Source organism: Cupriavidus ulmosensis, from assembly GCF_977008105.1.
In genome coordinates, this window is sequence record NZ_CDRMWP010000002.1 from 2,316,001 (window position 1) to 2,340,829 (window position 24,829).

22 protein-coding genes are annotated in these 24,829 nt (G+C 66.7%); 15 read left to right on the plus strand and 7 right to left on the minus strand.

Features of this window, described 5'->3' with window-relative positions; translation table 11 throughout:
* Nucleotides 1-44: 44 nt before the first annotated feature.
* The 3 genes from ACWTPI_RS29955 (at nt 45) to ACWTPI_RS29965 (ending at nt 1,944) form a co-directional block, all read left to right on the plus strand.
* Nucleotides 45-590 carry an invasion associated locus B family protein gene (locus ACWTPI_RS29955; RefSeq protein WP_197090365.1) on the plus strand — a complete coding sequence of 182 codons (546 nt, stop codon included), beginning with the start codon at nt 45-47 and terminating at the stop codon, nt 588-590.
* 59 nt (nt 591-649) lie between these two features.
* Nucleotides 650-994 (plus strand): helix-turn-helix transcriptional regulator, encoded by a 345-nt coding sequence (locus ACWTPI_RS29960; RefSeq protein ID WP_454733560.1) that lies wholly within the window; start codon nt 650-652, stop codon nt 992-994.
* A 269-nt stretch (nt 995-1,263) separates the two neighbouring features.
* Nucleotides 1,264-1,944 (plus strand): helix-turn-helix transcriptional regulator, encoded by a 681-nt coding sequence (locus tag ACWTPI_RS29965; RefSeq protein ID WP_454734039.1) that lies wholly within the window; start codon nt 1,264-1,266, stop codon nt 1,942-1,944.
* Nucleotides 1,945-2,239: 295 nt separating this feature from the next.
* Here ACWTPI_RS29965 and ACWTPI_RS29970 read toward each other — a convergent pair whose 3' ends face one another.
* The 3 genes from ACWTPI_RS29970 to ACWTPI_RS29980 all read right to left on the minus strand — a co-directional run bounded on the left by ACWTPI_RS29970 (nt 2,240) and on the right by ACWTPI_RS29980 (nt 4,264).
* A complete protein-coding gene (locus ACWTPI_RS29970) occupies nt 2,240-2,536 on the minus strand; it encodes a putative quinol monooxygenase (protein WP_454733561.1) in 297 nt (98 codons plus the stop codon).
* A gap of 73 nt (nt 2,537-2,609) precedes the next feature.
* Nucleotides 2,610-3,251, minus strand: coding sequence for a hydrolase (locus tag ACWTPI_RS29975; protein WP_020203729.1), 642 nt, complete (start codon nt 3,249-3,251; stop codon nt 2,610-2,612).
* Nucleotides 3,252-3,391: 140 nt separating this feature from the next.
* The gene (locus ACWTPI_RS29980) at nt 3,392-4,264 is read right to left on the minus strand and encodes a pirin family protein (protein ID WP_020203728.1); all 873 of its coding nucleotides are present in this window, start codon (nt 4,262-4,264) and stop codon (nt 3,392-3,394) included.
* Nucleotides 4,265-4,371: 107 nt separating this feature from the next.
* On the opposite strand from ACWTPI_RS29980, the gene ACWTPI_RS29985 reads away from it, so the two are divergent.
* Nucleotides 4,372-5,283 carry a LysR substrate-binding domain-containing protein gene (locus ACWTPI_RS29985; protein WP_020203727.1) on the plus strand — a complete coding sequence of 304 codons (912 nt, stop codon included), beginning with the start codon at nt 4,372-4,374 and terminating at the stop codon, nt 5,281-5,283.
* A 450-nt stretch (nt 5,284-5,733) separates the two neighbouring features.
* Here the strand turns inward: ACWTPI_RS29985 and ACWTPI_RS29990 are convergent, their stop codons facing one another.
* Entirely contained in the window at nt 5,734-6,738 is a 1,005-nt protein-coding gene (locus ACWTPI_RS29990) for a LysR family transcriptional regulator (RefSeq protein WP_454733562.1), read from the minus strand.
* 207 nt (nt 6,739-6,945) lie between these two features.
* Here ACWTPI_RS29990 and ACWTPI_RS29995 point away from each other — a divergent pair, with 207 nt between their 5' ends.
* From ACWTPI_RS29995 to ACWTPI_RS30010, 4 genes are all read left to right on the plus strand, one after another.
* Entirely contained in the window at nt 6,946-8,565 is a 1,620-nt protein-coding gene (locus tag ACWTPI_RS29995; protein WP_059412575.1) for an ABC transporter substrate-binding protein, read from the plus strand.
* Nucleotides 8,566-8,687: 122 nt separating this feature from the next.
* A complete protein-coding gene (locus ACWTPI_RS30000) occupies nt 8,688-9,389 on the plus strand; it encodes an HAD-IA family hydrolase (protein WP_020203724.1) in 702 nt (233 codons plus the stop codon).
* A 174-nt stretch (nt 9,390-9,563) separates the two neighbouring features.
* Nucleotides 9,564-9,914 carry a cupin domain-containing protein gene (locus ACWTPI_RS30005; protein ID WP_020203723.1) on the plus strand — a complete coding sequence of 117 codons (351 nt, stop codon included), beginning with the start codon at nt 9,564-9,566 and terminating at the stop codon, nt 9,912-9,914.
* A gap of 81 nt (nt 9,915-9,995) precedes the next feature.
* Nucleotides 9,996-10,499 (plus strand): AraC family transcriptional regulator, encoded by a 504-nt coding sequence (locus tag ACWTPI_RS30010; RefSeq protein WP_454733563.1) that lies wholly within the window; start codon nt 9,996-9,998, stop codon nt 10,497-10,499.
* Nucleotides 10,500-10,615: 116 nt separating this feature from the next.
* Here the strand turns inward: ACWTPI_RS30010 and ACWTPI_RS30015 are convergent, their stop codons facing one another.
* The 3 genes from ACWTPI_RS30015 to ACWTPI_RS30025 all read right to left on the minus strand — a co-directional run bounded on the left by ACWTPI_RS30015 (nt 10,616) and on the right by ACWTPI_RS30025 (nt 13,106).
* Nucleotides 10,616-11,110, minus strand: a complete 495-nt coding sequence (locus ACWTPI_RS30015; RefSeq protein ID WP_020203722.1) for an Lrp/AsnC family transcriptional regulator — start codon at nt 11,108-11,110, stop codon at nt 10,616-10,618.
* Nucleotides 11,111-11,244: 134 nt separating this feature from the next.
* Nucleotides 11,245-12,183 (minus strand): 2-hydroxyacid dehydrogenase, encoded by a 939-nt coding sequence (locus ACWTPI_RS30020; protein ID WP_454733564.1) that lies wholly within the window; start codon nt 12,181-12,183, stop codon nt 11,245-11,247.
* Nucleotides 12,184-12,227: 44 nt separating this feature from the next.
* Nucleotides 12,228-13,106 carry a GNAT family N-acetyltransferase gene (locus tag ACWTPI_RS30025; protein WP_231586502.1) on the minus strand — a complete coding sequence of 293 codons (879 nt, stop codon included), beginning with the start codon at nt 13,104-13,106 and terminating at the stop codon, nt 12,228-12,230.
* A gap of 439 nt (nt 13,107-13,545) precedes the next feature.
* On the opposite strand from ACWTPI_RS30025, the gene ACWTPI_RS30030 reads away from it, so the two are divergent.
* The 7 genes from ACWTPI_RS30030 to gabT all read left to right on the plus strand — a co-directional run bounded on the left by ACWTPI_RS30030 (nt 13,546) and on the right by gabT (nt 24,734).
* Nucleotides 13,546-14,838 carry an NAD(P)/FAD-dependent oxidoreductase gene (locus tag ACWTPI_RS30030; protein WP_020203719.1) on the plus strand — a complete coding sequence of 431 codons (1,293 nt, stop codon included), beginning with the start codon at nt 13,546-13,548 and terminating at the stop codon, nt 14,836-14,838.
* Nucleotides 14,839-15,068: 230 nt separating this feature from the next.
* On the plus strand, nt 15,069-16,025 hold the full coding sequence (locus ACWTPI_RS30035) for an ABC transporter permease (RefSeq protein WP_454733565.1): 957 nt from the start codon (nt 15,069-15,071) through the stop codon (nt 16,023-16,025).
* 21 nt (nt 16,026-16,046) lie between these two features.
* Nucleotides 16,047-16,922, plus strand: a complete 876-nt coding sequence (locus tag ACWTPI_RS30040) for an ABC transporter permease (RefSeq protein WP_020203717.1) — start codon at nt 16,047-16,049, stop codon at nt 16,920-16,922.
* Nucleotides 16,922-18,586: an ABC transporter ATP-binding protein gene (locus ACWTPI_RS30045; RefSeq protein WP_454733566.1), complete on the plus strand. Its 1,665-nt coding sequence runs from the start codon at nt 16,922-16,924 to the stop codon at nt 18,584-18,586. Before ACWTPI_RS30040 ends, ACWTPI_RS30045 begins: the two co-directional genes overlap by 1 nt.
* Nucleotides 18,587-18,610: 24 nt before the next feature.
* On the plus strand, nt 18,611-20,092 hold the full coding sequence (locus ACWTPI_RS30050) for an NAD-dependent succinate-semialdehyde dehydrogenase (protein ID WP_059412569.1): 1,482 nt from the start codon (nt 18,611-18,613) through the stop codon (nt 20,090-20,092).
* A gap of 347 nt (nt 20,093-20,439) precedes the next feature.
* Nucleotides 20,440-23,448, plus strand: coding sequence for an FAD-binding and (Fe-S)-binding domain-containing protein (locus ACWTPI_RS30055; RefSeq protein WP_454733567.1), 3,009 nt, complete (start codon nt 20,440-20,442; stop codon nt 23,446-23,448).
* The gene (gene gabT, locus ACWTPI_RS30060; RefSeq protein WP_020203713.1) at nt 23,445-24,734 is read left to right on the plus strand and encodes a 4-aminobutyrate--2-oxoglutarate transaminase; all 1,290 of its coding nucleotides are present in this window, start codon (nt 23,445-23,447) and stop codon (nt 24,732-24,734) included. Before ACWTPI_RS30055 ends, gabT begins: the two co-directional genes overlap by 4 nt.
* The last annotated feature ends 95 nt before the right edge of the window (nt 24,735-24,829 follow it).

Genomic DNA, 24,829 nt, shown 5'->3' on the forward strand with positions numbered 1-24,829 from the left:
TGGGCCGTCCGCACCGACGGCCGCCAGCACAAGGAGCGATGCACGTGGTCCTCACGATATTCCGGCGTTGGTCCGTCGCGGCCCTGGCCACCGCCAGCCTGGGCGGCTCGGTCGCCGCGGCTGCCGATGCATCCCTGCCCGGCGGGGCGAGCTCGCTGCGCGAGTCCTATGGCGACTGGCTGGTGAACTGCGCGGTCACCGGGCAAGGCAGCCAGGCGCGCAAGGCGTGCGCGATGCAGCAGGAGCAGAAAGACGCCAAGTCCGGCCAGCGCGTGGTGGCGATGGAGCTGCGCACGGCGCCGGGCAGCAACGTGGCCACCTTCATCCTGCCCTTCGGCCTGGACCTCGCCGCCGGCGCCACGCTGCAGATCGACGACGGAGCAAAAGGCCAGGTGCTGCCGTTCCGCACCTGCGTGCCGGCCGGATGCGTGGTGTCATCGACCATCGATCCCAGGATGCTGGCCTCGCTGCGCAACGCCACCGCGCTGAAGATCCACGCCAGGGCCGATGGCGGCCGGGACATGATGTTCCCGCTCTCGCTGAACGGGTTCGGCAGCGCCTACGACAGGACGGTGGCACTGGCGAAGTGATGCGCCGCTGCGCCGCCGCTCAACGCAGCGTGTAGCCGGATAGCTCGACCGTCACCGTATTGAACACGCCATCGGGGAACCGCACGCCGGGGCCACGCAGCCGCCCCGGCCTCCTGGTGGGGCCGGCGACCCCGCCTCCTGCCCGCGCGCTGAAGCAACTGCACGGCGAAGCGGCCCGCCCGTGGTCGGTCGAGGCATTGGCCCGCGTGGCCGGCCTGTCCCGCTCGACCTTCAGCGAGCGCTTTGCGCGGACGGTCGGCGTGCCGCCGATGCAATTCCTGATCGACTGGCGCATGGTCTTGATCAAGGCCATGCTTCAGCGCGAAGCGCCCCCGCTAAAGGTCGTCGCGGCGGCAATCGGCTATCCGTCGGCCAGTGCGTTCAGCACTGGCCTTCTGGCGTGAGGTGGGGGTGTCGCCGAGTCAGTTTGGCCGGGGTGTGGCGGCTGGTTGAGCGTGGGCGGCAGGGTGGCTGCGGTGCCGAAGTTGGGGCAATGCCGGCGGGATTCGGCTGGCTGAGCGGGGCCGGTACCGCTAATTGCCGGCCCGCAGAAGTGCGCCATGCGCGAGACGGTTGGGGTGCCCCCACATCCAGACCCACCGTACTGGAGACCAGCCATAAAATGTTCAGCATATTGGACAAATAATTTATATTTGACTAATACAATGAACATATACCTGCATTCGCCGATACTTCTTCTGTCCTGGAACGCCAGTTGTTGCTTCAGCTGGGCGACCGCCTTAAGCGCCTCAGGAAGGCGCAGGGCATCAACACGGTCGAAATGGCCCGGCGGGTGGGCATTTCCAGGACCACACTTGGCTCGGTCGAGGCCGGAGATCCCGCGCCGACAATCGGCACGTACCTCCGGGTCATGTCGGCTCTCGGCGTTGCTGGTGACCTGGCCCTGCTGGCTGGTGATACCTTCCAGCCGCCCCCGGCAACCTCCGCGGCGGCAACGTCAAGACGCGCGCGCCCCCTGGTGCAGGTGCTGGTCACCACGGATTCCCAGCGGCATCAGGCACAAGATCTTCAAAGCATGGCGCTTCACAAAGAAGCAATCCGGCTGACTCAGGAAGATCCTGCGCTGCTCGAACGCGCCCGGGATACATTGCGGCAATGGCGCGCCAAGGAAGACGCTCGCTCCCGATCCCTCTGGGACGAGTGGGAGACAATTCTCACCCGGCGCTCATGGCGCAAGGTTCTTGGCCGGACGAGGTGTGCCCAGGAACTTCGCCAGGCATCACCACTGCCAACCGTACTGCCAGAAGATGTCCGACACAATGTGCTTGCCCAAATACAGGCGCTAAAGAACGGGGTTATTCTGGGCGACCGAAACGAAGAAGGGGCCACGTGAACCGGGAGGACCTGGAGCACATCATTCGAGCCGCAGCAGAAATCACGAATGAGTACGAGTTCGTGGTCATTGGCAGCCAATCGATCCTGGGGCAGATCCCCAATCCGCCAGCGGTCTTCACGATGTCCGCCGAGGCTGATATCTACCCGCTCAATGCACACCAAAAGGCCGATAGCATCGACGCCGCAATCGGTGAAGGGTCCAGGTTCCACGAAACCCACGGTTACTACGCTCAAGGTGTGGGCCCGGAGACGGCCTGCCTGCCCGACGGCTGGCAAGATCGCCTGCTGCGTAGTCAGGCAATGCGTTTGCGGAAGTGGACTGCTTCACGCCGCTCTACGTTGGCTTCGCCATTGGCATGAAAATGGGCAATATGCATCGACTTGTTGTGGTGCTTCTCTTGTGTCTCGGCGTCGCGCCAACGCTCAGCGAGCATAAAGCGCCGGTTGTCGTTCGCGTCGCCAGGAAGCTCATAGCCCGGATTGCCTTCCTCGGTCGCCGGCTTCTCCGTGACTGTCACAAGATCGGCGCGCAATGCATCCTGCCGTCCTTCCTTAGCATGGAGAATCGCCACGCCACGAATTTCGCGCATGACTACCCGTTCCTGAAAATGGTTGCTCAAGGCGGCAAGCCGCTGACCGCCGGTTGCCGCCTGTTTCGTCGACTTACTCGCTACGGTCGTACGAGAACTGGATGCCCGGCGTGCCGCCCGTTTCGATGAACAGGTTCATGAACGCGGGGACGGTCTCGCTGCGCTTCCAGTCCCGTTGCAGCTCGCAGAACAGTTGCACGGTAGAAATAAGCTTGCCGCCGGCCTGCTCGATGCGTCGCAGTGCGGCTTCATGCGCGGCCACGGATGTGCCACCCACGGCATCCACCGGCACATAGACCTCGTAGCCCTCGGCCAGCGCGTCCAGCGCCGGGAACGTCAGACATGCTTCGGTCCAGAGCGCAGTCATGATGAGCTTCTTGCGGCCGGTTTCCTGAACCGCTTTCCGGAATTCCACGTCCTCCCAGCTGTTGATGCTGGTGCGATCGTAGGTCGGATAGTCGCCCAACACCTTGCGGATATGGGATACCGGCGGCTTGTTGAGACCGGTTTGCACGTTGACCGTGGAATGCACGATCGGCAGGCCGTAAGCGATGGCTGCCTTAGCGCAGCCAACGATATTGTTCAGCATCAGTTGCCGATCCATCGAGGCAATCGAGTTCACCTGCACCGGTTGATAGTCGATGATGATGAAGGTCGAGTTTTGCGGTGTCAGCAGTTGATCCGCCTTCGGGTCACGAATAGATTCGCTGGCCATGATTACATCCTTTCTTTGACAGGTGCCCGCCATTGTTCCGGCGCGGGAGGCAACTCCGGGCAGGCAGGGGCGGTGCGGGCAGGATGGCCGTCCCCATTCTGGAAAAAAGCCGGTCTTGCCCTGCAAGACCGGGATGAACGTCAAGTGGCCTGAACGAAGCGGCCGCTTTTGAAGTCGTCGAACGCCTGGATGAGTTCCGCGCTGGTGTTCATCACGAACGGCCCATGACCTGCTATCGGCTCGTCGATCGGCTCGCCAGTCAGTACCAGCACCATCGCGTCGCCATCGGCGTGAATGGCCACGTTGCTACCCTCGCGGCTCAGCAACACCATTTCCGCCTCACGAGCCTCCTGGCTGCCGTTGAGGGTGACGTGTCCGGCCAGCACCACCAGCATGGCCGTGTGGCGCTCGGGCAGTGCGATCGTCAGATCGTTATTGCCGGACAGGCGCAGATCCCACATGTTGATGGGCGTAAACGTCTTGGCTGGTCCCTTCGCGCCGAGCAGTTCGCCGGCGATCACTCGCCCCTTGCCGCTACCGTTGGGCAGATCGACGACGGGAATGTCGGCCGAGACGATGCCCTGATAGCCGCCAGGCGTCGTCTTGTCCTTGGCCGGCAGGTTCACCCAGAGCTGGATCATGCGGAACGGGCCGCCAGTCTTGGCGAACGCCGGTGAGTGATACTCTTCATGCAAGATGCCGGCGCCGGCAGTCATCCACTGAACGTCGCCAGGGCCGATGACCCCGCCATTGCCGGCGGAATCCTTGTGTTCTACCTGCCCGTCATAGACGATGGTTACCGTCTCGAACCCGCGATGCGGATGCTGACCCACACCACGACGCTTCGTCGTCGGCTCGAAGTAGTGCGGCCCCGCGTAGTCCAGGAGCAGGAACGGACTGATGTGCTGGCCGAGATCGTTGTACGAAAACACTGAGCGGACCGGAAAACCGTCGCCCACCCAGTGGCCGCGATTGTTGCCGTAACGGCCAAGAATTGCCTTGCTCATGATCATTTCCCGTGACAGCAGTAGTAATTACCGCTTCCTGCCATTGAAAATAGCAGCGCAACGATCGATCAGGAAGATTGCAATTTCCTACGCTCCGTCCTAATAATGGGACGATGCAAGACCTCAACGACCTCTATCACTTCGTGCAGGTGGTCGACCACGGCGGCTTTGCCGCTGCGGCTCGCGCCACGGGCATGCAGAAATCCAAGCTTAGTCGGCGCATTCTGCAGTTGGAAGAAAGGCTGGGCGTGCGCCTGCTCAACCGCTCCTCGCGCCGGTTTTCGGTGACGGAGATTGGCCGCGAATACTACGATCGTTGTGTCGCCATGCTGGTGGAGGCCGAAGCGGCCGATCAGGTAATCGCGCAGGTAAAGGCCGACCCGCGCGGCATCATCCGCGTAAGTTGTCCTGTGGCGCTGATCAACTTCCAGTTCGGCGAGTTATTCGCGCGCTTCCTTACCGCTTACCCGGCCGTGCAAATCTATCTTGAAAGCACGAACCGGCGCGTCGATGTGATCGCCGAAGGGTTCGACATCGCCATCCGCGTGCGCTTCCCGCCGCTCGAGCCGTCCGAGCTGGTCATGCGCAGGCTCGACACCAGTACGCAATGTCTGGTAGCCAGTCCCGCGCTGCAGGCGGTACGCGCCATCACCTCGCCCGCCGACTTGCACCATTCGCCCAGCATGACCCTCGGGCCGCCGCGGCGGGACTATCAATGGCAACTCGAACACGCCGACGGTCAGACGGCAAACGTCACTCATGTGCCACGTCTGGTCAGCGATGACATGGCGGCCCTGCGCGATGCGGCCATCGCCGGCGTAGGGGTTGTTGCGCTGCCGACGATGATGGTGTGGCGACAGGTCGAAGCGGGACAGCTCGTCCACATTCTGCCCGACTGGCGGCCACCGGCCGGCATCGTCCATGCCGTGTTTCCTTCACGGCGAGGGCTGTTGCCCTCCATCCGGACGCTGCTCGAATTCCTGGCGGCCGAATGCGACGAAGCGCGCCGCCGGGCCGTTGTGTAAGGTGCGTGATGCAGCGCAAGGAGCGAGCCTGTCTTGCTTGCGACGAAAGCAGGCTTGACGGTAGCAACAAGTATTGGGTCCCTGCAAACGGCATTTATCGAACACTTCGCAAGCGCCAGTTATTGGGGCGAATTCATCCCTCCGAGCCATCGTGAGCAACAGCTGCAACTGGCCGCACGGAGACGCTGCCACTGCGCGGCGCGCAGCAGTGACAGGACACAGGCGGCCGCCCGATCGGGCGCGCCAGCGGAAAGGTATTGAAGGCCGCTCGAACCGGCTCTCTCCGGTGACACTTTCATTCCGCGTTGCCCAAAGCCTTACCCGGCGAGGATTGCGGGGATCCTGGGATGCCGCGTACACGCGAGTCGACGCAATGGCCCTCGCAATGGCGACAATGTTGGTTCGGCAACCGGATCAGCCGGGCGAGTTGTGAAGGGGAACATGACCCTTTCAGACGCCCCCCACCGATTTCCCCTGATCCACTGGCAATTCGCTCGCCACGCCGCGGCCGCGCCTGGGCCCTCCCCTGGCCAACGTCAGCAATTCCATCTCCGGATACATCCGATCGATCTCCGCGATGTCCTGGAAGGTCTCCTCGACGATCCAGTCCCGCAGCCTGGCTACGGTCGGACGCGGCGTGGCCGTGGCCTGCTGCACCAGGTAGCAGTGCCGCTCCGTGACATGGGCCTGGCGGATGGCCGGCACCAGGGTTCCCAGCCGCATCCAGTGCGAGACCACGTTGAGCCATCCTGGCGCGATGCCCTGGCCCAGCATTGCGGTCTGGATCACGATCGAATAGTCGGAGAAGTTCAGGCTGTACAGGTCGAGATCGCGTTTCCGCAGGCCGGGGAACAGGTTCGGCCAGTCGCGAAAGCTGTCGGTCAGGTTGATGATGATGTCGCTGCCGTGCGTGGAATCGTCGCGGTAGGCCGGGGTGCTGATCGGAAGAATGATTTCCGGCATCAGCAGCGCGCCGTTCTGCGGGGTCTCGCCAGCGGTAAAGAAGCGCACGCCCAGATCCACGTCATGCATCGGCCCTCCCACCTTGCCTGAAATCAGCTGAAAGCGCAGGTCGACGCCGGGAAAGTCCCGCCGCAGCTTTTCCATGCGCGGCATCATCCAGTGCGTCGTGAAGGCGGTCGACACCGACAGCGTGATGGTCTCCATGCCCGTGGCCCGCGCCTCGATTTCGCTGATCGAGGCTTCGATGCCATTGAAGCCCTCGGTAATGGCTCTGTGCAGCAGGCGGCCATCGTCGGTCAGTTCGATGCCGCCCCGGACCCGCTTGTACAAGGGCACGCCCATGCGCTCTTCCATGCGCGCCATCATGCGGCTGACCGCGGGCTGGCTGACGTAAAGCTCGGCCGCCGCCTTGGTCAGGCTGCCGCAGCGGCCAGCCGCCTCGAAAACGAACAGCGCATTGGCGCTCGGCAGTTTGCGACGGAAATTGGCCATAACTTCAGATTATATTTGACCCAACAATTGGGAAGTTGCCCGGAGCCAGCGGCTGTCCCTAAACTCTCCCATCGAACAAGGAATTATGCAGCAAGCGGACTCCCTGCACACGACATGACAGAATCTGCCCTGCCACGGATCCTATTACATTGACACCGTCTTGTCATAACGCGACTCGCCCTTCGACCCCCCAGGAGCCCACCTGCCATGAATGACCGAAAAACGCTTGAAGACCTGATCGGACCCGCGGAAAGCACGCGCATCATGGATGCGATGCGCCGGGGTTTCACGCGCCGCGACGTCCTCGCCATGTTCGCGGCCGGCGGCATGCAGGCGGCGCTGGCTGGCAGCCTGGCGGGTGCGGCGGTTTCGGCGCATGCGCAGACGCCGCGCCGCGGCGGGCGGATTCGCGTGGCCGGGGACAATGCCGGCGCCTCCGATACGCTCGATCCCGCGCGCCAGTCGAACAAGGTCGACTATTGCCGCTGCAATATGCTCTACAACGGCCTGACCTGGCTGGATGCGACGCTGACGCCGCAGCCGGCGCTGGCGGAGTCGTTCTCGACGAAGGATGCGAAGACCTGGGTGTTTGCCTTGCGCAAGGGCGTCACCTTCCATGACGGCAAGCCGCTCGCGCCCGCCGACGTGGTGTTCTCGCTGATGCGCCACAAGGACCCCGCCACGGCGTCCAAGGCCAAGGCGCTGGCCGACCAGATCGAGACCGTGACCGCCACCGGCCCGAGTGAGGTGACGGTGGTATTGTCCGCCCCGAACGCCGACCTGCCGGTGATCCTCGGCACGTTCCATTTCCATATCGTGAAGAGCGGCACCACCGACTTCAATACCGGGATCGGCACGGGCCCGTTCAAGCTCAAGGAGTTCAGGCCCGGCATCCGCTCGGTGGTGGTGCGCAACGAAAGCTACTGGAAGTCCGGCAAACCGTACCTGGACGAGATCGAGTTCGTCGGCATCGGCGACGAGGGCGCGCGCGTCAACGCGCTGCTGTCGGGCGACCTGGACCTGGTCACGACGATCAACCCGCGCTCGGTCGCGCGCGTCAAGGGGTCGCCGGCACATACCGTGTTCGTCACGCAGTCGGGCCAGTACACCGACCTGATCGTGCGCCGCGACGTCGGTCCGGGCACCAACCCGGACTTCGTGATGGGCATGAAGCTGCTGCAAGACCGCGAGCTGATGAAGAAGTCGATCGCGCTCGGTTATGCGCTGACCGGCAATGACCAGCCGATCGACCCGACCAACCGCTTCTATTTCGACGGCCTGCCGCAACGGCAGTTCGATCCCGAAAAGGCGAAGTTCTACCTGAAGAAGGCGAACCTTGGCAGTGCGAGCATTCCGGTAGTGGCATCGCCGGCGGCCATGTACTCCGTCGATATCGCGCAGGTGCTGCAGCAGTCCGCGCGCCAGGCGGGGGTCAATCTCGACGTCAAGCGCATGCCGGCGGACGGCTACTGGTCCAATCACTGGCTCAGCAGCCCGGTGGGCTTCGGCTCCATCGTGCCGCGCCCGAACGCCGACACCCTCCTCACGCAGTTCTTCAAGTCGGATGCAACCTGGAACGAGTCGCGCTGGAAGGACCCGAAGTTCGACTCGCTGCTGACCGCCGCGCGCGCCGAGACGGACCTCGCCAGGCGCAAGCAGATGTACGCCGACATGCAGACGATGATCCACAAGGATTCGGGCATCGGCATTCCGCTGTTCCTTGCCACGATCGATGGCCACAGCAAGAAGCTCAACGGCCTGTCGCCGATCCCGCTGGGCGGCATGATGGGCTACGCCTTCGCCGAGAACGTCTGGCTCGAAGGGTGAGCTAGCGCCCGCAGCCCGCCTGCCCCCTGTTTTTCCATACCGCGGCCGCATGCAAGTGCGGCCAGGGACCCCCTGTATCCGCTTTTTCTTTTTAAGCTCCTTTTTCCATAGAGAGGCACCTCATGGCACTACGTGATTTCAAGGTACTGACGTTCGACGTGGTTGGCACGCTGATCGATTTCGAAGGCGGCATGCTCGACTATTTCCATAGCGCCGTGCCCGGCAGCCCGATCACCGACGAAGCATTCCTCGCGGCTTACCGGCGCGCGCGCGCCGGCGACAAGACGATGTGGTACCCGGACGACCTGGAGCGCTGCTGGCACCTGATGGCGGCCGACCTCGGCTTTCCCGACTCCGACGAGCTGGCGCGCGGGCTGCGCGACTCGGTCGTGAACTGGAAGCCGTTCCCCGACTCGGTGCAGGCCCTGAAGCGGCTGCGCAAGCATTTCAAGCTGGTGGCCATGACCAATGCGCAGCGCTGGGCGCTGACGCACTTCGAGAAGGCGCTCGACTTCCCGTTCGACGACAGCAACACCTGCGATGACGCCCTGTCCGAGAAGCCCGACCCGCAGTACTTCGCCTATGCACGCGGCCGCTATGACGCGATCTGGGGCCTCAAGCAAGCCGACAATCTGCATGTCGCGCAGAGCCAGTACCACGACATCGGCGTGGCGCGGCAACTCGGCCTGAAGACCTGCTGGATCGAACGGCGCCATGCGCAGCCGGGATTCGGCGGCACCATGGAAGTGCCGCAGATCACCACGCCCGACTACCACTTCCATTCGCTGTCGCAACTGGCCGATGCCGTCGAGGCCAACGCCTAGGAAATCGCTTCAGGAAGATCCTGGCGCCGTGGCGCGGCACGGCAAGTACCCCTTGCGCTGTCCGCGGCCGCGCGGCTGGCCAGGACCGCTTCGCTTCATGCCGAAACAGCTTCCTGGCCCTCTCAACTCCCCGGCCGCGCCGTCACGACGGGCGGCCTCAGCGCTTGCCTCATCATGCCCATCACCATCATCCCGAACTCCGTGCACTGCAACGACCTGGTCGACGACGGCCCGGTCGGACGACCGCTGAGCCAGCCTCCGTGCCGCACCAGCAGCCTGCGGGTCGCCCTGGAAGGCGCGGGCGACAACCGGACCGGCCTGTGGGAATGCACGCCCGGCTCCTATGAACGGCAGGTGCCGGAGGCCGAGGTCATGCATATCCTGGCCGGCTCCTGCGTGTTCACGCCAAGCGGCGGCGAGCCGTTGCGCATCAAGGCGGGCGACACGCTGTTCTTTCCCGCCAACACGACCGGCAAGTGGGAAATCCATGAACCGCTGCGCAAGGTGTTCGTGATCCTGAAGTAAGGCGCCAGCCAAGGATGCGGACCGCAGCCAGGCCCGGTCCCGCAGAATCTGCGTTCCAGCCCCGCCAGTTTGCAATTCGCTATGGCGCAGCTCGGTCAAAACAGCGGCATGCGCGTCGGCATCGCCACTATGCTAGCCAGCATGAGCCCGATCGCCGCATCCACCCACTCTTCGCGAGCCCGGCCGGCAAGCGCCGTTGCGGCCAGCACGCAGCATCCGCGCCTGGGCATGGTGCTGGCCTATATCCACCAGCATCTGGGCGAGCCGCTGCCGTTGCGCAAGCTGGCCGCGGTCGTGGGGCTGAGCGTGGGCCGCTTCGTGACGGTCTTCAGGCAGACGGTCGGCATGACGCCGCACCGGTATATCAGCCTGAAGCGGATCCGCCATGCGCAGGCCCTGCTCCGGCAGGGGCTCTCCCCGTCGTTGGCCGCGCACGAGTGCGGGTTCTATGACCAAAGCCATCTCTGCCGCTGCATGAAAAGCGCGTGTGGCATGACGCCCAGCGAATTCCAGCTCACCGGCCAGGACACCGGCCGGCGCAAGCCGTCGTCCCTCGGCACCGAAGCCTTCCCCAGCGTCCCGTGAGAGCCGGGCAATGCGTCTGAAAGACTTCAACGTCCTGATTGCCGAACGGCGCCTCCGGCCCCGGGGGGCGCAACCGTCCGCGCGCCCGGGCGCATGGCTGGCGTCGTCGGCCGACGCTAGCCCTCCGATGTAAACAGCCGCTCGATCGGATAGTGCGTCTTGATGAACGGCGACTTGATGACGATGAAGCTGAAGTACTTCTCGATGCCGATCTTGCGGTCGAGCAGGCTCTCCATCAGTTCCTGGTAGTGGTTGACGCCACGCGTGATGAACTTGAGCAGGTAGTCGTAGCCACCGCTGACCAGATGGCATTCGACGATCTCGTCCACGTCCGCCACGGCCTTCTCGAAGCGCACGAAGTCTTCGCGGTGATGGTCTTCCAGCGTAATCTCGGTGAACACCGTCAGGACGTCGCCGAGCTTGTCCATGCAGATCCGCGCGCCGTATCCGGTGATGTAGCCCGCCTGCTCGAGCCGCTTGACGCGCAGCAGGCAAGGGCTGGCCGACAGCCCGACGGCGTCGGCAAGGTCCACGTTGGTCATGCGCCCGTTCTTCTGCAGGTGCGCCAGGATGCGAAGATCCAATCGGTCGAGTTTGACGGCCACGGACATGGTCCTTTGTCGCTTGTGAGTCACGCGGTATTTTCCACGCTGCCGGGCACCTGTGCAATTGGTGCGGACCCGCCTCCGGCAACCCGCGCGGCAGTCTGGTATTTGGCGCTGATTTGGCGCTGATCTGGCGCGGCTCAGTATCCCTTGCCGCGGTCCACCAGCCCGACCAGCGCTTCGCCGTCCCGGTGGCGGCGCAGATTGTCCAGCACGACCCGCGCCGCGGTCTCGGGCTGGGTCATGCTGGCAATGTGGGGCGTCAGCCATACCCGCGGATGACGCCACAGCGCATGGCCGGCCGCCAGCGGCTCTGGGTCGGTGACGTCGAGAATGGCCTCGCCGATCTGCCCCGCATCCAGTGCGGCCAGCAGGTCGGCGTCGCGCAGGTGCTGGCCGCGGCCGACATGCACGAGGCTGGCGCCGCGCGGCAGCGCATCGAACAGGCGCGCGCACAGCATGCCGCGTGTTTCGTCGGTCAGCGGCAGCAGGCAGACCAGGATGTCGGTGCGGCCAAGAAAGGCAGCCAGGCCATCCGCGCCGCTGAACGTGCGCGCGCCGTCGACGGCGCGCGGCGACCGGGCCCAGCCCGCGCAGTCGAAGCCGAACAGTTTCAGGCGCGCCAGCGCCGCTTGCCCCAGCGATCCCAGCCCGAGCACGCCCACGCGCCGGGAGGCGGCAGTGCGTACCTGGATCGGCCGCCATTGCTCGCACGCCTGCTGGCGGCGATAGGCGGGCATGTCCCGGTGCAGCGCGAGCACCGAGAACACGACATATTCGATCATGCCGTCGATGATGCCCGGTTCGACCATGCGTACCAACGGTACCTCGGCGGGCAAGGCGTCCAGGTCGAACTGATCGATGCCTGCGCCAGTGGAGAACAGCACGCGCAGGTTGGGGAAGCGCTGCGCGATGCCGTCCGGCGGCTCCCAGGCCGCCAGATAGGCCACCTGCGCGGGATCGCCGATGTCGGGCCACAGGCGAAAGTCGATCCCGGGTGCTGCCTGCGCGAACACTTGCGCCCAGATCCTGCCGCGCTCGGGGTCGGCCTTGTAGAGAAACGTTGCCTTCTGATCCATCTGTCGGTCCGGGTCGTGTGTGTGTGTCTGATCCGATGCCCTGCTCAACCGGTGGCCAGGTCGGCCAGGGCAAAGGTGGTGAAATCCGGCGAAGCCGGCGCGAACGCGCCTTTCTTCATCGCGCGCATGCCGCCCGCATGCACCAGCCCGAGGTCGCGCAGCCATGCTTCGATCTCCGGGTCCGCCACGGCGTCGATGCGCAGGAAGCGCCCGCCGGCCAGGCCGGCCAGATGCGCGATCATCGCCTTGGCCGGACCGGCGCCGGGCGCGACCACCGGGCCGATCATCGCGCCCCTGCCGAAGCGCCGCAGTATGGCGAAGCCGAGCGGGCCGTCGGCATGATCCAGCACCACCGCGCCCACGGCGTGGGCCAGCCACGCCTCGATCAGGCGACGGCGCCCGGCGCCGCTGGCCGCGTGGTCCATGGCGGCAATGCGTGGAAGATCCTTGTGTCCGGCCGGGCGGAGCCGGCAGCCCCGCGGCAGCGCCATCAGCGGCGCCTGGATGGCCTTGCCTTCGTAAGGGTGCACGTAGCCGCCCAGCGTGAAGCCGAGCCGCCGGCAGAACGCTTCGCTGTCCGTGGGCGCGTGCAGCAGCATGGGGCCATTGCCGGCTCCCGCGGTCAGCGTTTCCATCAGCCGCCGCCCGATGCCCCGGCCCCGCGATGCGGGCGCCACGCTGACCAGCCCGACCGACGCGCCGCGCGGCTCCCACAGCCAGCGCAGGCCAATGCCGGCGATGGTGTCGCCAAGCTGCGCGATACGGCCTTCGCCAAGGGCGAACAGCGTTTCCCAGTCGCTCGCGCGGTAAGGCCAGCGCAAGTGTTCCGACAGCGACAGGGCAGCGGCCAGGTCAGCCGCGACCATGTTGCGCAGATGCACGGGCTTGTCGTCCGACATGAGTGTGAGCGGTGCGGGATCCATGTGTGCGCCGGCCTCGCCGAAAGATGAGTGAGCGCCAATGATGCGATGAACGGCGGGACCCGGGATAGGAAAAACTTGCTGTTTCCCGAGCGCACTGAACCGGTGCCACGGCCTAGGGTAATCCCTTGATTTTTTTGGTGCAGATGCACTCGCGCCGGGCACCTGGCACACCATGCCAAACAGACCCCGCGAAACCACAGCATCCACTGTCGCGAAGGCCAATATCCTACAAAGTCCTCGTTGGCCCATGCTTCAATGACACCGTGTTGACGCGCTTCGCCATGTCGCCGCCAGACAAGCGAGCGGCAACAGTGCCGCGTCGCCGCCGACGCAAGCCGGGCCGGCATCGCGCGGGACTGCGCGGGCGGTGGCGGGACAGCGAACCCGTACTGCCGTACTGCCGTATTGCCGTATTGCACCCCCTGTTCTCACAATCGATATGAAACTCGAAAGCTACTGGAATGACGGCGTTGCCCGCTTCGCCGGCGCCACCGAACCATTGACGTCGAACGTGGACGTCGCGATTGTCGGCGGCGGCTTCTGCGGCCTGTCCGCCGCGCTGGCGCTGGCGCGGCGCGGCGCGAGCGTGGTGCTGCTGGAGGCGGGCAGCCGTCCGGCCGGAGAGGCTTCCGGCCGCAATGGCGGACATGTCAACAACGGGCTTGCGGTCGACTACGCCACGCTGGCGGCGCGCGTGGGCGCGCAGCAGGCGCGCGACTGGTATCACGCCTATGACGCCGCGGTCGATACCGTCAAGCACGTGATCGACGCCGAGCAGATCGACTGCGACTTCCTGCGTCATGGCAAACTCAAGCTGGCTTCCCGTCCTGGCCACCTGGACGCGCTCGCGCGCAGCTGCGATCTGTTGCGCCGCGACGGTGTCGACCTCGATGTGGAACTGCTCGACGCGGCGCAGACGCGTGCGGAAGTCGCCAGCGAGCGCTATCACGGCGCGCTGCTGTACAAGAAAAGCGGCCAGATGCACATGGGCCGCTTCGCGCTGGGCCTGGCGCAGGCCGCGGCGCGGCATGGCGCGCGCATCTATCTCGACACCCCCGTCCAGCGCCTGCAGCGCGTCGGGTCCGGCCACCGGCATCGCCTGCACACGCCGCACGGCGTATTCGAAGCGGACCAGGTGCTGCTGGCCACCGGCGCGACGCGTCATGGCGGCTATGGCACGTTCGGCTGGATCCGCCGCCGCATCGTGCCGGTCGGCAGCTTCATCCTGGCCACCGAGCCGCTCGGGCGCGAACGCGCACAGGCCTTGCTCGCGGGGCGCCGCACCTACGTGACGACCGCCAATGTCCATCACTATTTCCGCCTGTCGACGGACGACCGGCTGATTTTCGGCGGACGCGCGCGCTTTGCCGGCTCGAACCCGCAGTCCGACGCCAAGAGCGGGCGGCTTCTGCGCGCGTCGATGCTGGAAGCGTTTCCGCAACTCGCCGACGTCGGCATCGATTACTGCTGGGGCGGTCTGGTCGACATGACGCAAGATCGCCTGCCGCATGCGGGGGAGCGCGACGGGCTGTACTACGCGATGGGTTTCAGCGGGCACGGCACGCAGATGTCCGTGCACATGGGGCAATGCATGGCGCGCGTGATGGCGGGCGAGACCACCGCCAACCCGTGGCGCGCGCGGCAGTGGCCGGCCATTCCGGGGCACGTGGGGCCGCCCTGGTTCCTGCCCGCCGTCGGTCTCTATTTCAGGCTGAAAGACAAGGTGTCCTGAACGCACGCCGCTGCCGCGCGCCGCATGACAGCTTTGCCAGTCCCACTTTCTTCGTCATTCAGGAGCCCTTTGCCATGCCAGCCCCGAAACCGCCGGATGCCCTGATCGGCCCAGCCGGCCACAACAAGCGTCTCATGGGCCTTGCGCCGGTTCCGCTGGGCGGCCCGATGGGTCATTCGCTCGCCGGGCACGCCTGGCGCGCAGCCTGAGCCATCGAAGGAGGAAATATCGTGAACCTCTTCATCTTGCGCCTGCTGGCGCGCCGGATCGGGCTCGCCCTGGTCTCCCTGCTGGCGGTTTCGGCGATCGTCTTCGCGATCACCGCCGTGCTGCCCGGCGACGCCGCGCAGGAACAACTCGGACAGGACGCCACGCCGGAAGCCCTGGCTGCCCTGCGCGCCCAGATGGGACTCGACGTGCCGGCACCGCAGCGCTACGTGCACTGGCTCGGCAATCTCGTCAGGGGCGACGCCGGCGAATCGCTGGTCACGCACATGCCGGTCAGCGAGACGATCGGCAGCCGCCTGCCGCTTTCACTGCTGCTTGCCGGCCTGACCGCGCTGATCTCGGTGCCGGTCGCGCTGACCCTCGGCATTCTCGCCGCCGTCTATCGCGGCACCTGGTTCGATCGGGCCGTGAGCCTGGGTTCGGTCGCGGTGGTCTCGATTCCCGAGTTCCTGGTGGCCACCCTGGCCGTGCTGCTGTTCGCGGTGCAGTTGCGCTGGCTGCCCGCGCTTGCCTATATCGGCAGCGACGATTCCTGGGAAAAGGTGTTGCGCTCGCTGGCGATGCCGGTGCTGAGCCTGTGCTGCGTGATCGTTGCCCAGATGCTGCGCATGACGCGCGCGGCGGTCATCGACCAGCTCAAGGCCCCGTACGTCGAGATGGTCCAGCTCAAGGGCGCCTCCGCCACGAGGATGGTGCTGTTCCACGCCTTGCCCAATGCGGTCGGCCCGATTGCCAACGCCGTGGCGCTCAGCCTGTCATACCTGCTTGGCGGCGTGATCATCGTCGAGACGATCTTCAACTATCCGGGCATCGCCAAGCTGATGGTCGACAGCGTCGCGCAACGCGACATGCCCGTCGTGCAGGTCTGCGCCATGATCTTCTGCGCGGCCTACCTGGTCCTCGTCACGCTGGCCGATGTCTGCGGCATCGTCGCCAACCCGCGTCTGCGTCACCGCTGACACCCTGCCGGAGCCGTTGTCATGTCTACTACTTCCAACACGCATGCGGCAGTCACGCCGCCCGGGGCGCGCCGCCGCCCGGGCCTGCCTGCCCTCGGCCCGGCCGGATGGATCGGCCTGCTGATTCTTGCCGCGTGGCTGATTGCCGCCATCGTCGGGCCGATCGTGATCCCGCAGGACGGCACTCCCGTGGGCGAGGTCCAGATCTTCGGCCGGGTCAGCGCCGCCCACTGGCTCGGCACCGACTACCTTGGCCGCGACATGCTGGCCCGTGTCATTCTCGGCGCGCGCTACACCGTGCTGGTGGCACTGGTGTCGACACTGTTCGCCAGCGGCATCGGCATCACGCTCGCGCTCCTGGCCTCGGTCAGCGGACACTGGGTCGACGCCTGCCTGAGCCGGGGCCTGGACACGCTGACCGCGATACCAAGCAAGATGTTCGCGCTGATCATGGTCGCGGCGTTCGGCTCCACGGTCTGGATGCTGGCCATCACCGCCGCGGTCATCTATGTCCCCGGGGCCTTCCGCATCGCGCGCTCGCTCGCGGTCAACATCAATGCGATGGACTACGTGACGGTCGCCCGCACGCGCGGGGAAGGCATCGGCTACATCATGCGCCAGGAGATCCTGCCCAATATCGCCGGCCCGATGCTGGCCGACCTGGGGCTGCGCTTTGTCTACGTCGTGCTGCTGCTGGCCAGCCTGAGCTTTCTCGGGCTCGGCATCCAGCCCCCCGATGCCGACTGGGGCTCGCTCGTGCGCGAAAACATCGGCGCGCTGTCCGACGGCAGCATGGCCGTGGTCGCGCCCGCGCTGGCGATCGCCAGCCTGACGCTTGCCGTCAACCTCGTCATCGACAACCTGCCGGGCCGCTCGGCACGCAACGGAGCGAAATAATGGGGACTTCCGTCAAGGTTACCGACCTGCGCATCACCGCGGGCCAGGCCACGCTGGTCGACGGCGTCAGCTTCGAGATCGAGGCGGGCAAGGTGCTGGCGCTGATCGGCGAATCCGGCTCGGGCAAGACCACCACGGCGCTCGCGCTGATGGGCTACGCGCGGCATGGCTGCGAGATTTCCGCGGGCAGCATCCAGGTAGGCCAGCACGACGTGCTGGGGCTTTCGCCCAACGAGCGGCGACGCCTGCGCGGCCGCTCCATCACCTATATCGCGCAGAGCGCGGCGGCGTCGTTCAATCCGTCGCGCACCATCATGGACCAGGTGGTGGAGCCCACGCTGATTCACGGTTTGCTGGACCGGCGCGCGGCCGAGCAGAAAGCGGTGGCACTGTTCCGCGAGCTGGCGCTGCCGAATCCGGATTCGATCGGCGAGCGCTATCCGCACCAGGTATCCGGCGGCCAGTTGCAGCGGCTGATGGCGGCGATGGCGCTGATCACCGACCCCGACCTGGTCATCCTCGACGAGCCGACCACGGCGCTTGACGTGACGACGCAGGTCGAGGTGCTGCGCGCCTTCCGGCGCGCGGTGCGCGATCGCAAGACAACCGCGGTGTATGTCAGCCACGACCTTGCGGTGGTGGCGCAGGTGGCCGACCAGATCGTGGTGCTGCGCGACGGCAAGATGCGCGAGGCGGGCGAGACCGACCAGATCCTGTTCCGGCCGGCCGACGAATACACGCGCAGCCTGCTTGCCGCGGCGCGCCCGGCGCGGCGCCAGGGAACGGCGGCCGCGGCGCAGGCGCAGCCGCCGCTGCTCGAAGTGCGCAATCTGTCGGCCGGCTACGGCCCCGTCGATTCGGCCGGGCAGCCTGCTGTGCGGATCCTGGAAGGAGTTGACCTGACGCTGTACCGGGGCCAGGCGATCGGCGTGATCGGCGAGTCCGGTTCCGGCAAGACCACGCTCGCGCGCGCCATCGCGGGGCTGGTGCCGCCGTGCGGGGGCAGCATCGTGTTCGACGGCGCGGCGTTGAAGCCGACGCTGGCGGGGCGCAGCCGAGAGGAACTGCGGCGCATCCAGATCGTGTTCCAGATGGCCGACACCGCGCTCAATCCGGTGCGAACCATCGAGGACATCCTGGCTAGGCCGCTGCAGTTCTTTCACGGCCTGCGCGGCGAGGCGTTGCGCGCCCGCATCCGCCGGCTGCTCGACCTTGTGCGGCTGCCCGCCGGCGTCGCGCAGCGTACCCCGGCGGGGCTGTCGGGCGGCCAGAAGCAGCGCGTCAACCTGGCGCGCGCGCTGGCGGCCGAGCCGGAGCTGATCCTCTGCGACGAAATCACTTCCGCGCTGGATACGGTGGTGGGCGCCGCCATCCTCGACCTGATGGCGGAGTTGCGCCGCGAGCTGGGCGTCTCCTGCCTCTTCATCAGCCATGACCTGCACACCGTGCGCGCGATCTGCGACGAGATCGTCGTCATGCAGCACGGCCGCAAGCTGGCGCAGGTACCCCATGCCGACTACGACAGCAGCGGCAACCACCCCTACTACACGCTGCTCGCGCGCTCGGTGCCGGAACTGCGCCGCGGATGGATCGACGAGGTCGACCTGAACATTCCCGGCGCGGTGCCTGCCGTGCAACCGCATGCACCGCACCCATCCCTCTGAATTCGCATGAAAGGAGCCATTCCGATGTCGTTGTCTCTCCAGAACACAACCCTGCTGCCCGGGCGCAACCTGATCGGCGCCGAATGGAGCGGTGCGGCCGACGGCCTTACCCTGGCCGTGACCGATCCGGCCACCGATGAAGTGTTTGCCCAGGTGCCGGACAGCGGCGCGGCCGACGCGCGCCGCGCCGTCGACGTCGCGCATCGGGCGTTCTCCACCTGGCGCAAGGTGCCGGCCAAGCAGCGCGCGCAGATCATCAAGCGCTGGAACGACCTGATCGTCAGCCACGTCGAGGACCTGGGGCGCCTGATCTCGCGGGAACAGGGCAAGCCGCTGGCCGAGGGCAAGGGCGAGGTGCTGTATGCCGCCAGCTATGTGGAGTGGTTCGCCGAGGAAGCGACGCGGGCCGACGGCGACGTGATCGCCGCCCCGGTGGCGGGCCGCCGCATGTTTGCGCTGCGCGAGCCGGTCGGCGTCATCGCGGCGGTGACGCCGTGGAACTTCCCCGCCGCGATGATCGCGCGCAAGATAGCGCCGGCGCTGGCCGCCGGCTGCACGGTGGTCTGCAAGCCCGCCGAGGACACGCCGCTGACCTCGCTGGCGCTGGTCAAGCTGGCCGAGATCGCCGGGGTGCCGCCGGGCGTGCTGAACATCGTCACCACCTCGCGCGAGCGCGCGCCGGCGGTGGTCGACGTCTGGCTCGACGACCCGCGCGTGCGCAAGATTACCTTTACCGGCTCGACGCCGGTTGGCAAGCACCTGGCGCGGCGCTCCGCGGATACGCTGAAGAAGCTGTCGCTCGAGCTCGGTGGCAACGCGCCGTTCATCGTCTTCGACGATGCGGATATCGACGCCGCCGTCGACGGCCTGATGGCGGCCAAGTTCCGCAATGGCGGCCAGACCTGCGTGTGCCCCAACCGCATCTACGTGCAGGACAAGGTGCACGACGCGTTCGTCGACAAGCTGGCCTCGCGCGTGGGCGCCCTCGTGGTGGGCCCGGCAAGCGATCCCGCTTCGCAGATCGGCCCGATGATCAATGCGCGCGCGGTGGACAAGATCGAACGGCATGTCAAGGACGCGGTCAGCCGCGGCGCGCGCGTGGTCGTGGGCGGCGAACGTGTGCGCTCAGAGCGCTGCGCGGGCCCGAACTACTACGCGCCGACGGTGCTGGTCGATGTCGACGACACGATGGCATGCTCGTGCGAGGAAACCTTCGGCCCGGTCGCGCCGGTGACGCGCTTCCATACCGAGGCGGACGTGATCGCCGCGGCCAACGCGACGCCGTTCGGCCTCGCGGCGTACTTCTACTCCAATGACGTGCGCCGCATCTGGCGCCTGGCCGACGCGCTGGAATCCGGCATCGTCGGCGTCAATGAAGGCGCCGTCGCGGCAGAGGCCGCACCGTTCGGCGGCATCAAGGATTCCGGCTACGGGCGCGAGGGCTCCCGCCACGGCCTGGAAGAGTACATGCACATCAAGTACGTGTGCCAGGGGCTGCTGGACTGACCGCCGACAGGCACCGCCACGCAAGGCGGCCGACAGATGCCGGCCGCCTTGCCTTGCCGCCAGCGCGGACTCGCGCGCCAGCGAAGGAACTGCCGTTGGCGCGGCGATAACGGTATTCGCTGCTGCGCGGCCCCGTGAATTCGGGAGAAGCTGCAAGACCTTGATCCCTATACTCATTCCGAACCGGACGGGGAAGCGCTGCCAGGAACTGCCGGATGGCACCCGTGGCCGGAGAGCAATGAGCGGCCGGGTTCGCCATCTCGCCGCCATCGGGCGGCGCCGGTGCCCTTCTCCCTGACCCTCCGGTCGCATGCGACCACGCATAGACCACCAAGCGACGAACGCCAATGCCATCTCCACAGGCCCACGAGCCCACCGACATCAACGTGCTGCTGCGGCTGCGCAAGCGCCTGGAGTCCGCCACCACCGCGGAGGTGCGCTTCGACGCGGTCACTCGCGCGGTGTATGCATCCGAAGCATCGAACTACCGGCAGGTGCCGCTGGGCGTGGTGATTCCCAGGACGCTGGAGGACCTCGAGACCACCGTGCGCGTCTGCGGCGAGATGGGTGTCGCCATGGTGCCGCGCGGCGCGGGCACGTCGATGAGCGGGCAGTCCGTCAACCTGGCGGTCTGCATCGATCACTCGAAGTACCTGCATGCCGTCGAGGCTGTCGATCCGACGCAGCGCATCGGCAGGGTGCAGCCAGGTGTCATCTGCGACCACCTGAAGCTGGCCGCGGCCGCGCACGGCCTGACCTTCGGCCCGGACCCCGCGACCCACAGCCGCTGCACGCTGGGCGGCATGATCGGCAACAACTCCTGCGGCGCCCACTCGGTCATGGCCGGCAAGACCGTGGAGAACATAGAACGGCTGGAGATCGTGAGCGCGACCGGCGCGCGCTTCTGGGTCGGCGCCACCGACGACGCCGCCTATGCCGAGCACATGGCCGCCGGTGGCGAGCGCGCGCGCATCGTGCGGGGCCTGCGCGAGCTCGCCGAACGCTACGCGGACGACATCCGCGCGGGGTTTCCACGCCTGAAGCGCCGCGTGTCGGGCTACAACCTCGACCAGTTGCTGCCCGAGAACGGCTTTCATATTGCCCGTGCCCTGGTCGGCTCCGAAGGCACTTGCGCGACGGTGCTGCGCGCCGAGACCCGGCTGGTCGAAGGCTTGCCGCAGCGCGTGCTGCTGGTGCTGGGCTTCGACAGCATCTTCGACGCGGCCGACTGCGTGCCGGCGCTGCTGGCGCTCGGGCCGATCGCCATGGAAGGTCTCGACACCGGCATCATCGGCGGCCTCAAAGAACTCGGACTCAAGCTCGACGACATTGCCGAGCTGCCGGCCGGCAACGCCTGGCTGATGATCGAGTTCGGCGCCGTGCAGCGGGCGGACGCAACGGCGCTGGCCGAGCGCGCCGCCGCCGCCGCGGCGAGTTTCCCGAGCCGCCCCAGCCGGCGCGTGGTCGCCGATGCCGCCCTGATGGGCCGCCTGTGGTCGATCCGCGAAACCGGGGCGTCGGCCACCTCGCTGTCCACCGTGCCGGGCCAGCCCGATCCGACGGTCGGCTGGGAAGACGCCGCCGTCGAGCCGGCACTGCTTGGCCCCTATCTGCGCGAGTTCTCGGCGCTGGTGGCGCGCTACGGCTACAAGACCAATATGTACGGGCATTTCGGCGATGGCTGCATTCATTCGCGGATCACGTTCGATCTGCGCTCGGAAGCCGGCGTCGATGACTGGAAGCGCTTCCTCGCGGAAGCGGCAGCGCTGGTCGTCAAGTACAAAGGATCGTTGTCGGGGGAACATGGCGACGGACAGGCCAAGGGCGACTTCCTCCACCTGATGTTCTCCCCGCGCCTGATGCAGGCATTCCGCGAGTTCAAGGCCCTGTGGGATCCGCGCGGCCTGATGAACCCGGGCAAGCTGATCGACGCCATGCCGGTCGACGAGAACCTGCGTCTGGGGCCCGGCTACAAGCGCGATACGCGCGCGAGCGTGTTCTCCTACCCGATGGGCGATGGCCAGGGCTCGGGCTACGGCCGCGAGACCGAGCGCTGCATCGGCATGGGCAAGTGCCGCTCGCTCGAAGGCGGCACCATGTGCCCGAGCTTCAAGGCCACGCGGGAAGAACGCTATGCCACGCGCGGACGCGCGCGGCTGTTCTTCGAGATGCTCAACGGCGAGGTCATCAGCGAGACCCGCGACGCCGAGGCCGTCAAGGATTCGATGGACCTGTGCCTGTCGTGCAAGGGCTGCAAGAACGACTGCCCGACCCACGTCGACATTCCCAAGTACCGCAGCGAATTCCTGCACCGCTACTACCAGCGGCGCCTGCGTTCGCCGATGGATGCGGCGATCGGCCGCATCGGGCAGTGGCTGCCCGCCGCGACATACGTTGGCGGCGCGCTCAATGCCGCGCTGCGCAATCCGGTCGCGCGCCGCATCGGCCAGCTGTTCGGCCTGGCGCGCACGGCGAATTTTCCCGACATCGCCCGCCGCGCCTTCCTTCGCGGCGCGACGGCGAGGCGGCTGCGCGAGCAGCCCGTGCATGGCTACGGCCCGCGCGATGTCCTGGTGTGGACCGATACCTTCAACAACGGGTTTACGCCCGGCGTGCTCGAAGCCGCCGTGACCGTCATCGAGCGGCATGGCTGGCATGCGCGCCTTGCCACGCGGCACGTCTGCTGCGGGCGGCCGCTCTACGACGTCGGCATGCTCGACGCGGCGCGCCGCAACCTGCTCGAGATTCTCGACGTGCTGGCCGGTCCGGTCGCGGCCGGGGTGCCTGTGCTGGTGCTGGAGCCAAGCTGCCTGTCGGTGTTCCGCGACGAAATGCCCGCCCTGCTCCCCGACGACCCGCGCGCCGGGGCGCTGTCCAGGCTCGTTGTCACGATGGCCGAGTTCGCCACGCGGGCGGACATCGCGCTCGGCGCGAGCGCCGCCGTCCACCTGCACGCGCACTGCCATCAGCGCGCGTGCGGCGGCACCTCGGCCGAAAGCGGGTTGGGCGCGAACGTGCTCGATACCGGCTGCTGCGGCATGGCGGGCGCGTTCGGCTATCACAGCAAGACGGCCGACCTCGCCCGCGCGATCGGCGAAAGCACGCTGGTGCCCAAGCTCGCCGGCCTGCCCGCGCAGGCGCTGGTCGCCGCCGACGGCTTCAGTTGCCGCACCCAGATCCGCAAGCTGACAGGGCGCGAGCCACGCCATCTCGCCGAGATTCTTGCCGCGTCAGCGCCCGCCGGCGCCAGCGCGGCGCCCGCGTTTCATCCAGAACCGCAACCGCAACCGCAACCCCAGTCGAAACCAACCCGCGACGTCGATCTCGCGGACCATGAAAGAGGTGTCATCCAATGAGTCAATCCAACCAAGCCCATATCGCGGCGCGCACCGAACATGTGCCGCATGGTGTCGTCACCGCCCATCCGCTGTTCGCGCAGAAGGCCGAAGGTGCCTATCTCTGGGACGTGGAGGGACGGCGGTATATCGATTTCGTCGGCGGCATCGGCGTGCAGAATATCGGCCACAATCACCCGAAGATCGTCGAGGCGGTACGCCGCCAGCTCGATCGCGTCACGCATGCGGCGTTCCAGGTGGTGGGCTATGACGTCTATGTCGAACTGGCGGCCCGGCTGAACAAGCTGGTCGGCGGCGGCGAACCTTACAAGTCGCTGCTCGTGACGACAGGTGCGGAGGCGGTCGAGAATGCCATCAAGATCGCGCGCGCCTACCGCAATGTGCCCGGCGTGATCGCGTTCCGCGGCGGCTTCCACGGCCGCACGCTGCTGGGTTCGACACTGACCGGCATGAGCACCCCGTACAAGCAGAACTTCGGCCCGCTGGCCGGCGAGGTCTATCACACGCCGTACCCGGACGAATACCGCGGCTTCACGGGCGCCGACGCGATCCGCGCGCTCGAAGAACTGTTTGCGACGCAGATCGCGCCGGAGCGCGTGGCGGCCATCATCCTCGAACCCGTGCAGGGCGACGGCGGCTTCCTGCCGGCCGGCAACGAATTCCTCCAGGCACTGCGCGCGCTGACCACCAAGCATGGCATCGTGCTGATCCTCGACGAGATCCAGGCGGGCTTTGGCCGCACCGGAAAGATGTTCGGCTTCCAGCATGCGGGCATCCAACCCGATCTGGTCACGGTGGCGAAGAGCCTGGCCGGCGGCATGCCGCTGTCCGGCGTGGTCGGGCGCGCCGAGATCATGGACGCGCCGGCGCCGGGCGGGCTTGGCGGCACCTATGCGGGCAACCCGCTCGCCTGCGCGGCAGCGCTTGCCGTGCTCGACGTATTCGAGGAAGAGCAGATCCTGTCCGGAGCCCGCGCGCTGGGCGAAACGCTGCGGGCCGGGCTGGAGCGCCTGGCAGCCGAATTCCCGGCGGTCGGCACGGTGCGCGGCGTGGGCGCGATGCTGGCGCTGGAGTTCGTGCGAAATGGCGATCCGCTGCAGCCGGATGCGGAGTTCGCCCAGGCAGTGATCGACCGTTGCCGGGAAGGCGGCCTGCTGGTGATCAAGTGCGGCGTGTATCGGAACAACCTGCGGCTGCTTGCGCCGCTGAATACCCCGGCGGAGACGGCCGAGGAAGCGCTGGCGATTCTGCGCGCGGCAATCGAGAAGACCAGCGCGAAGCGCTAACCCGCGGCAGGCGGGCGCCGCGCGCCGGTTCCCGCCTGCTCTGCGCGAATGACATTGCGTGGGGGATTGTGCGTTGGAGTGGGTTTCGATGGCGG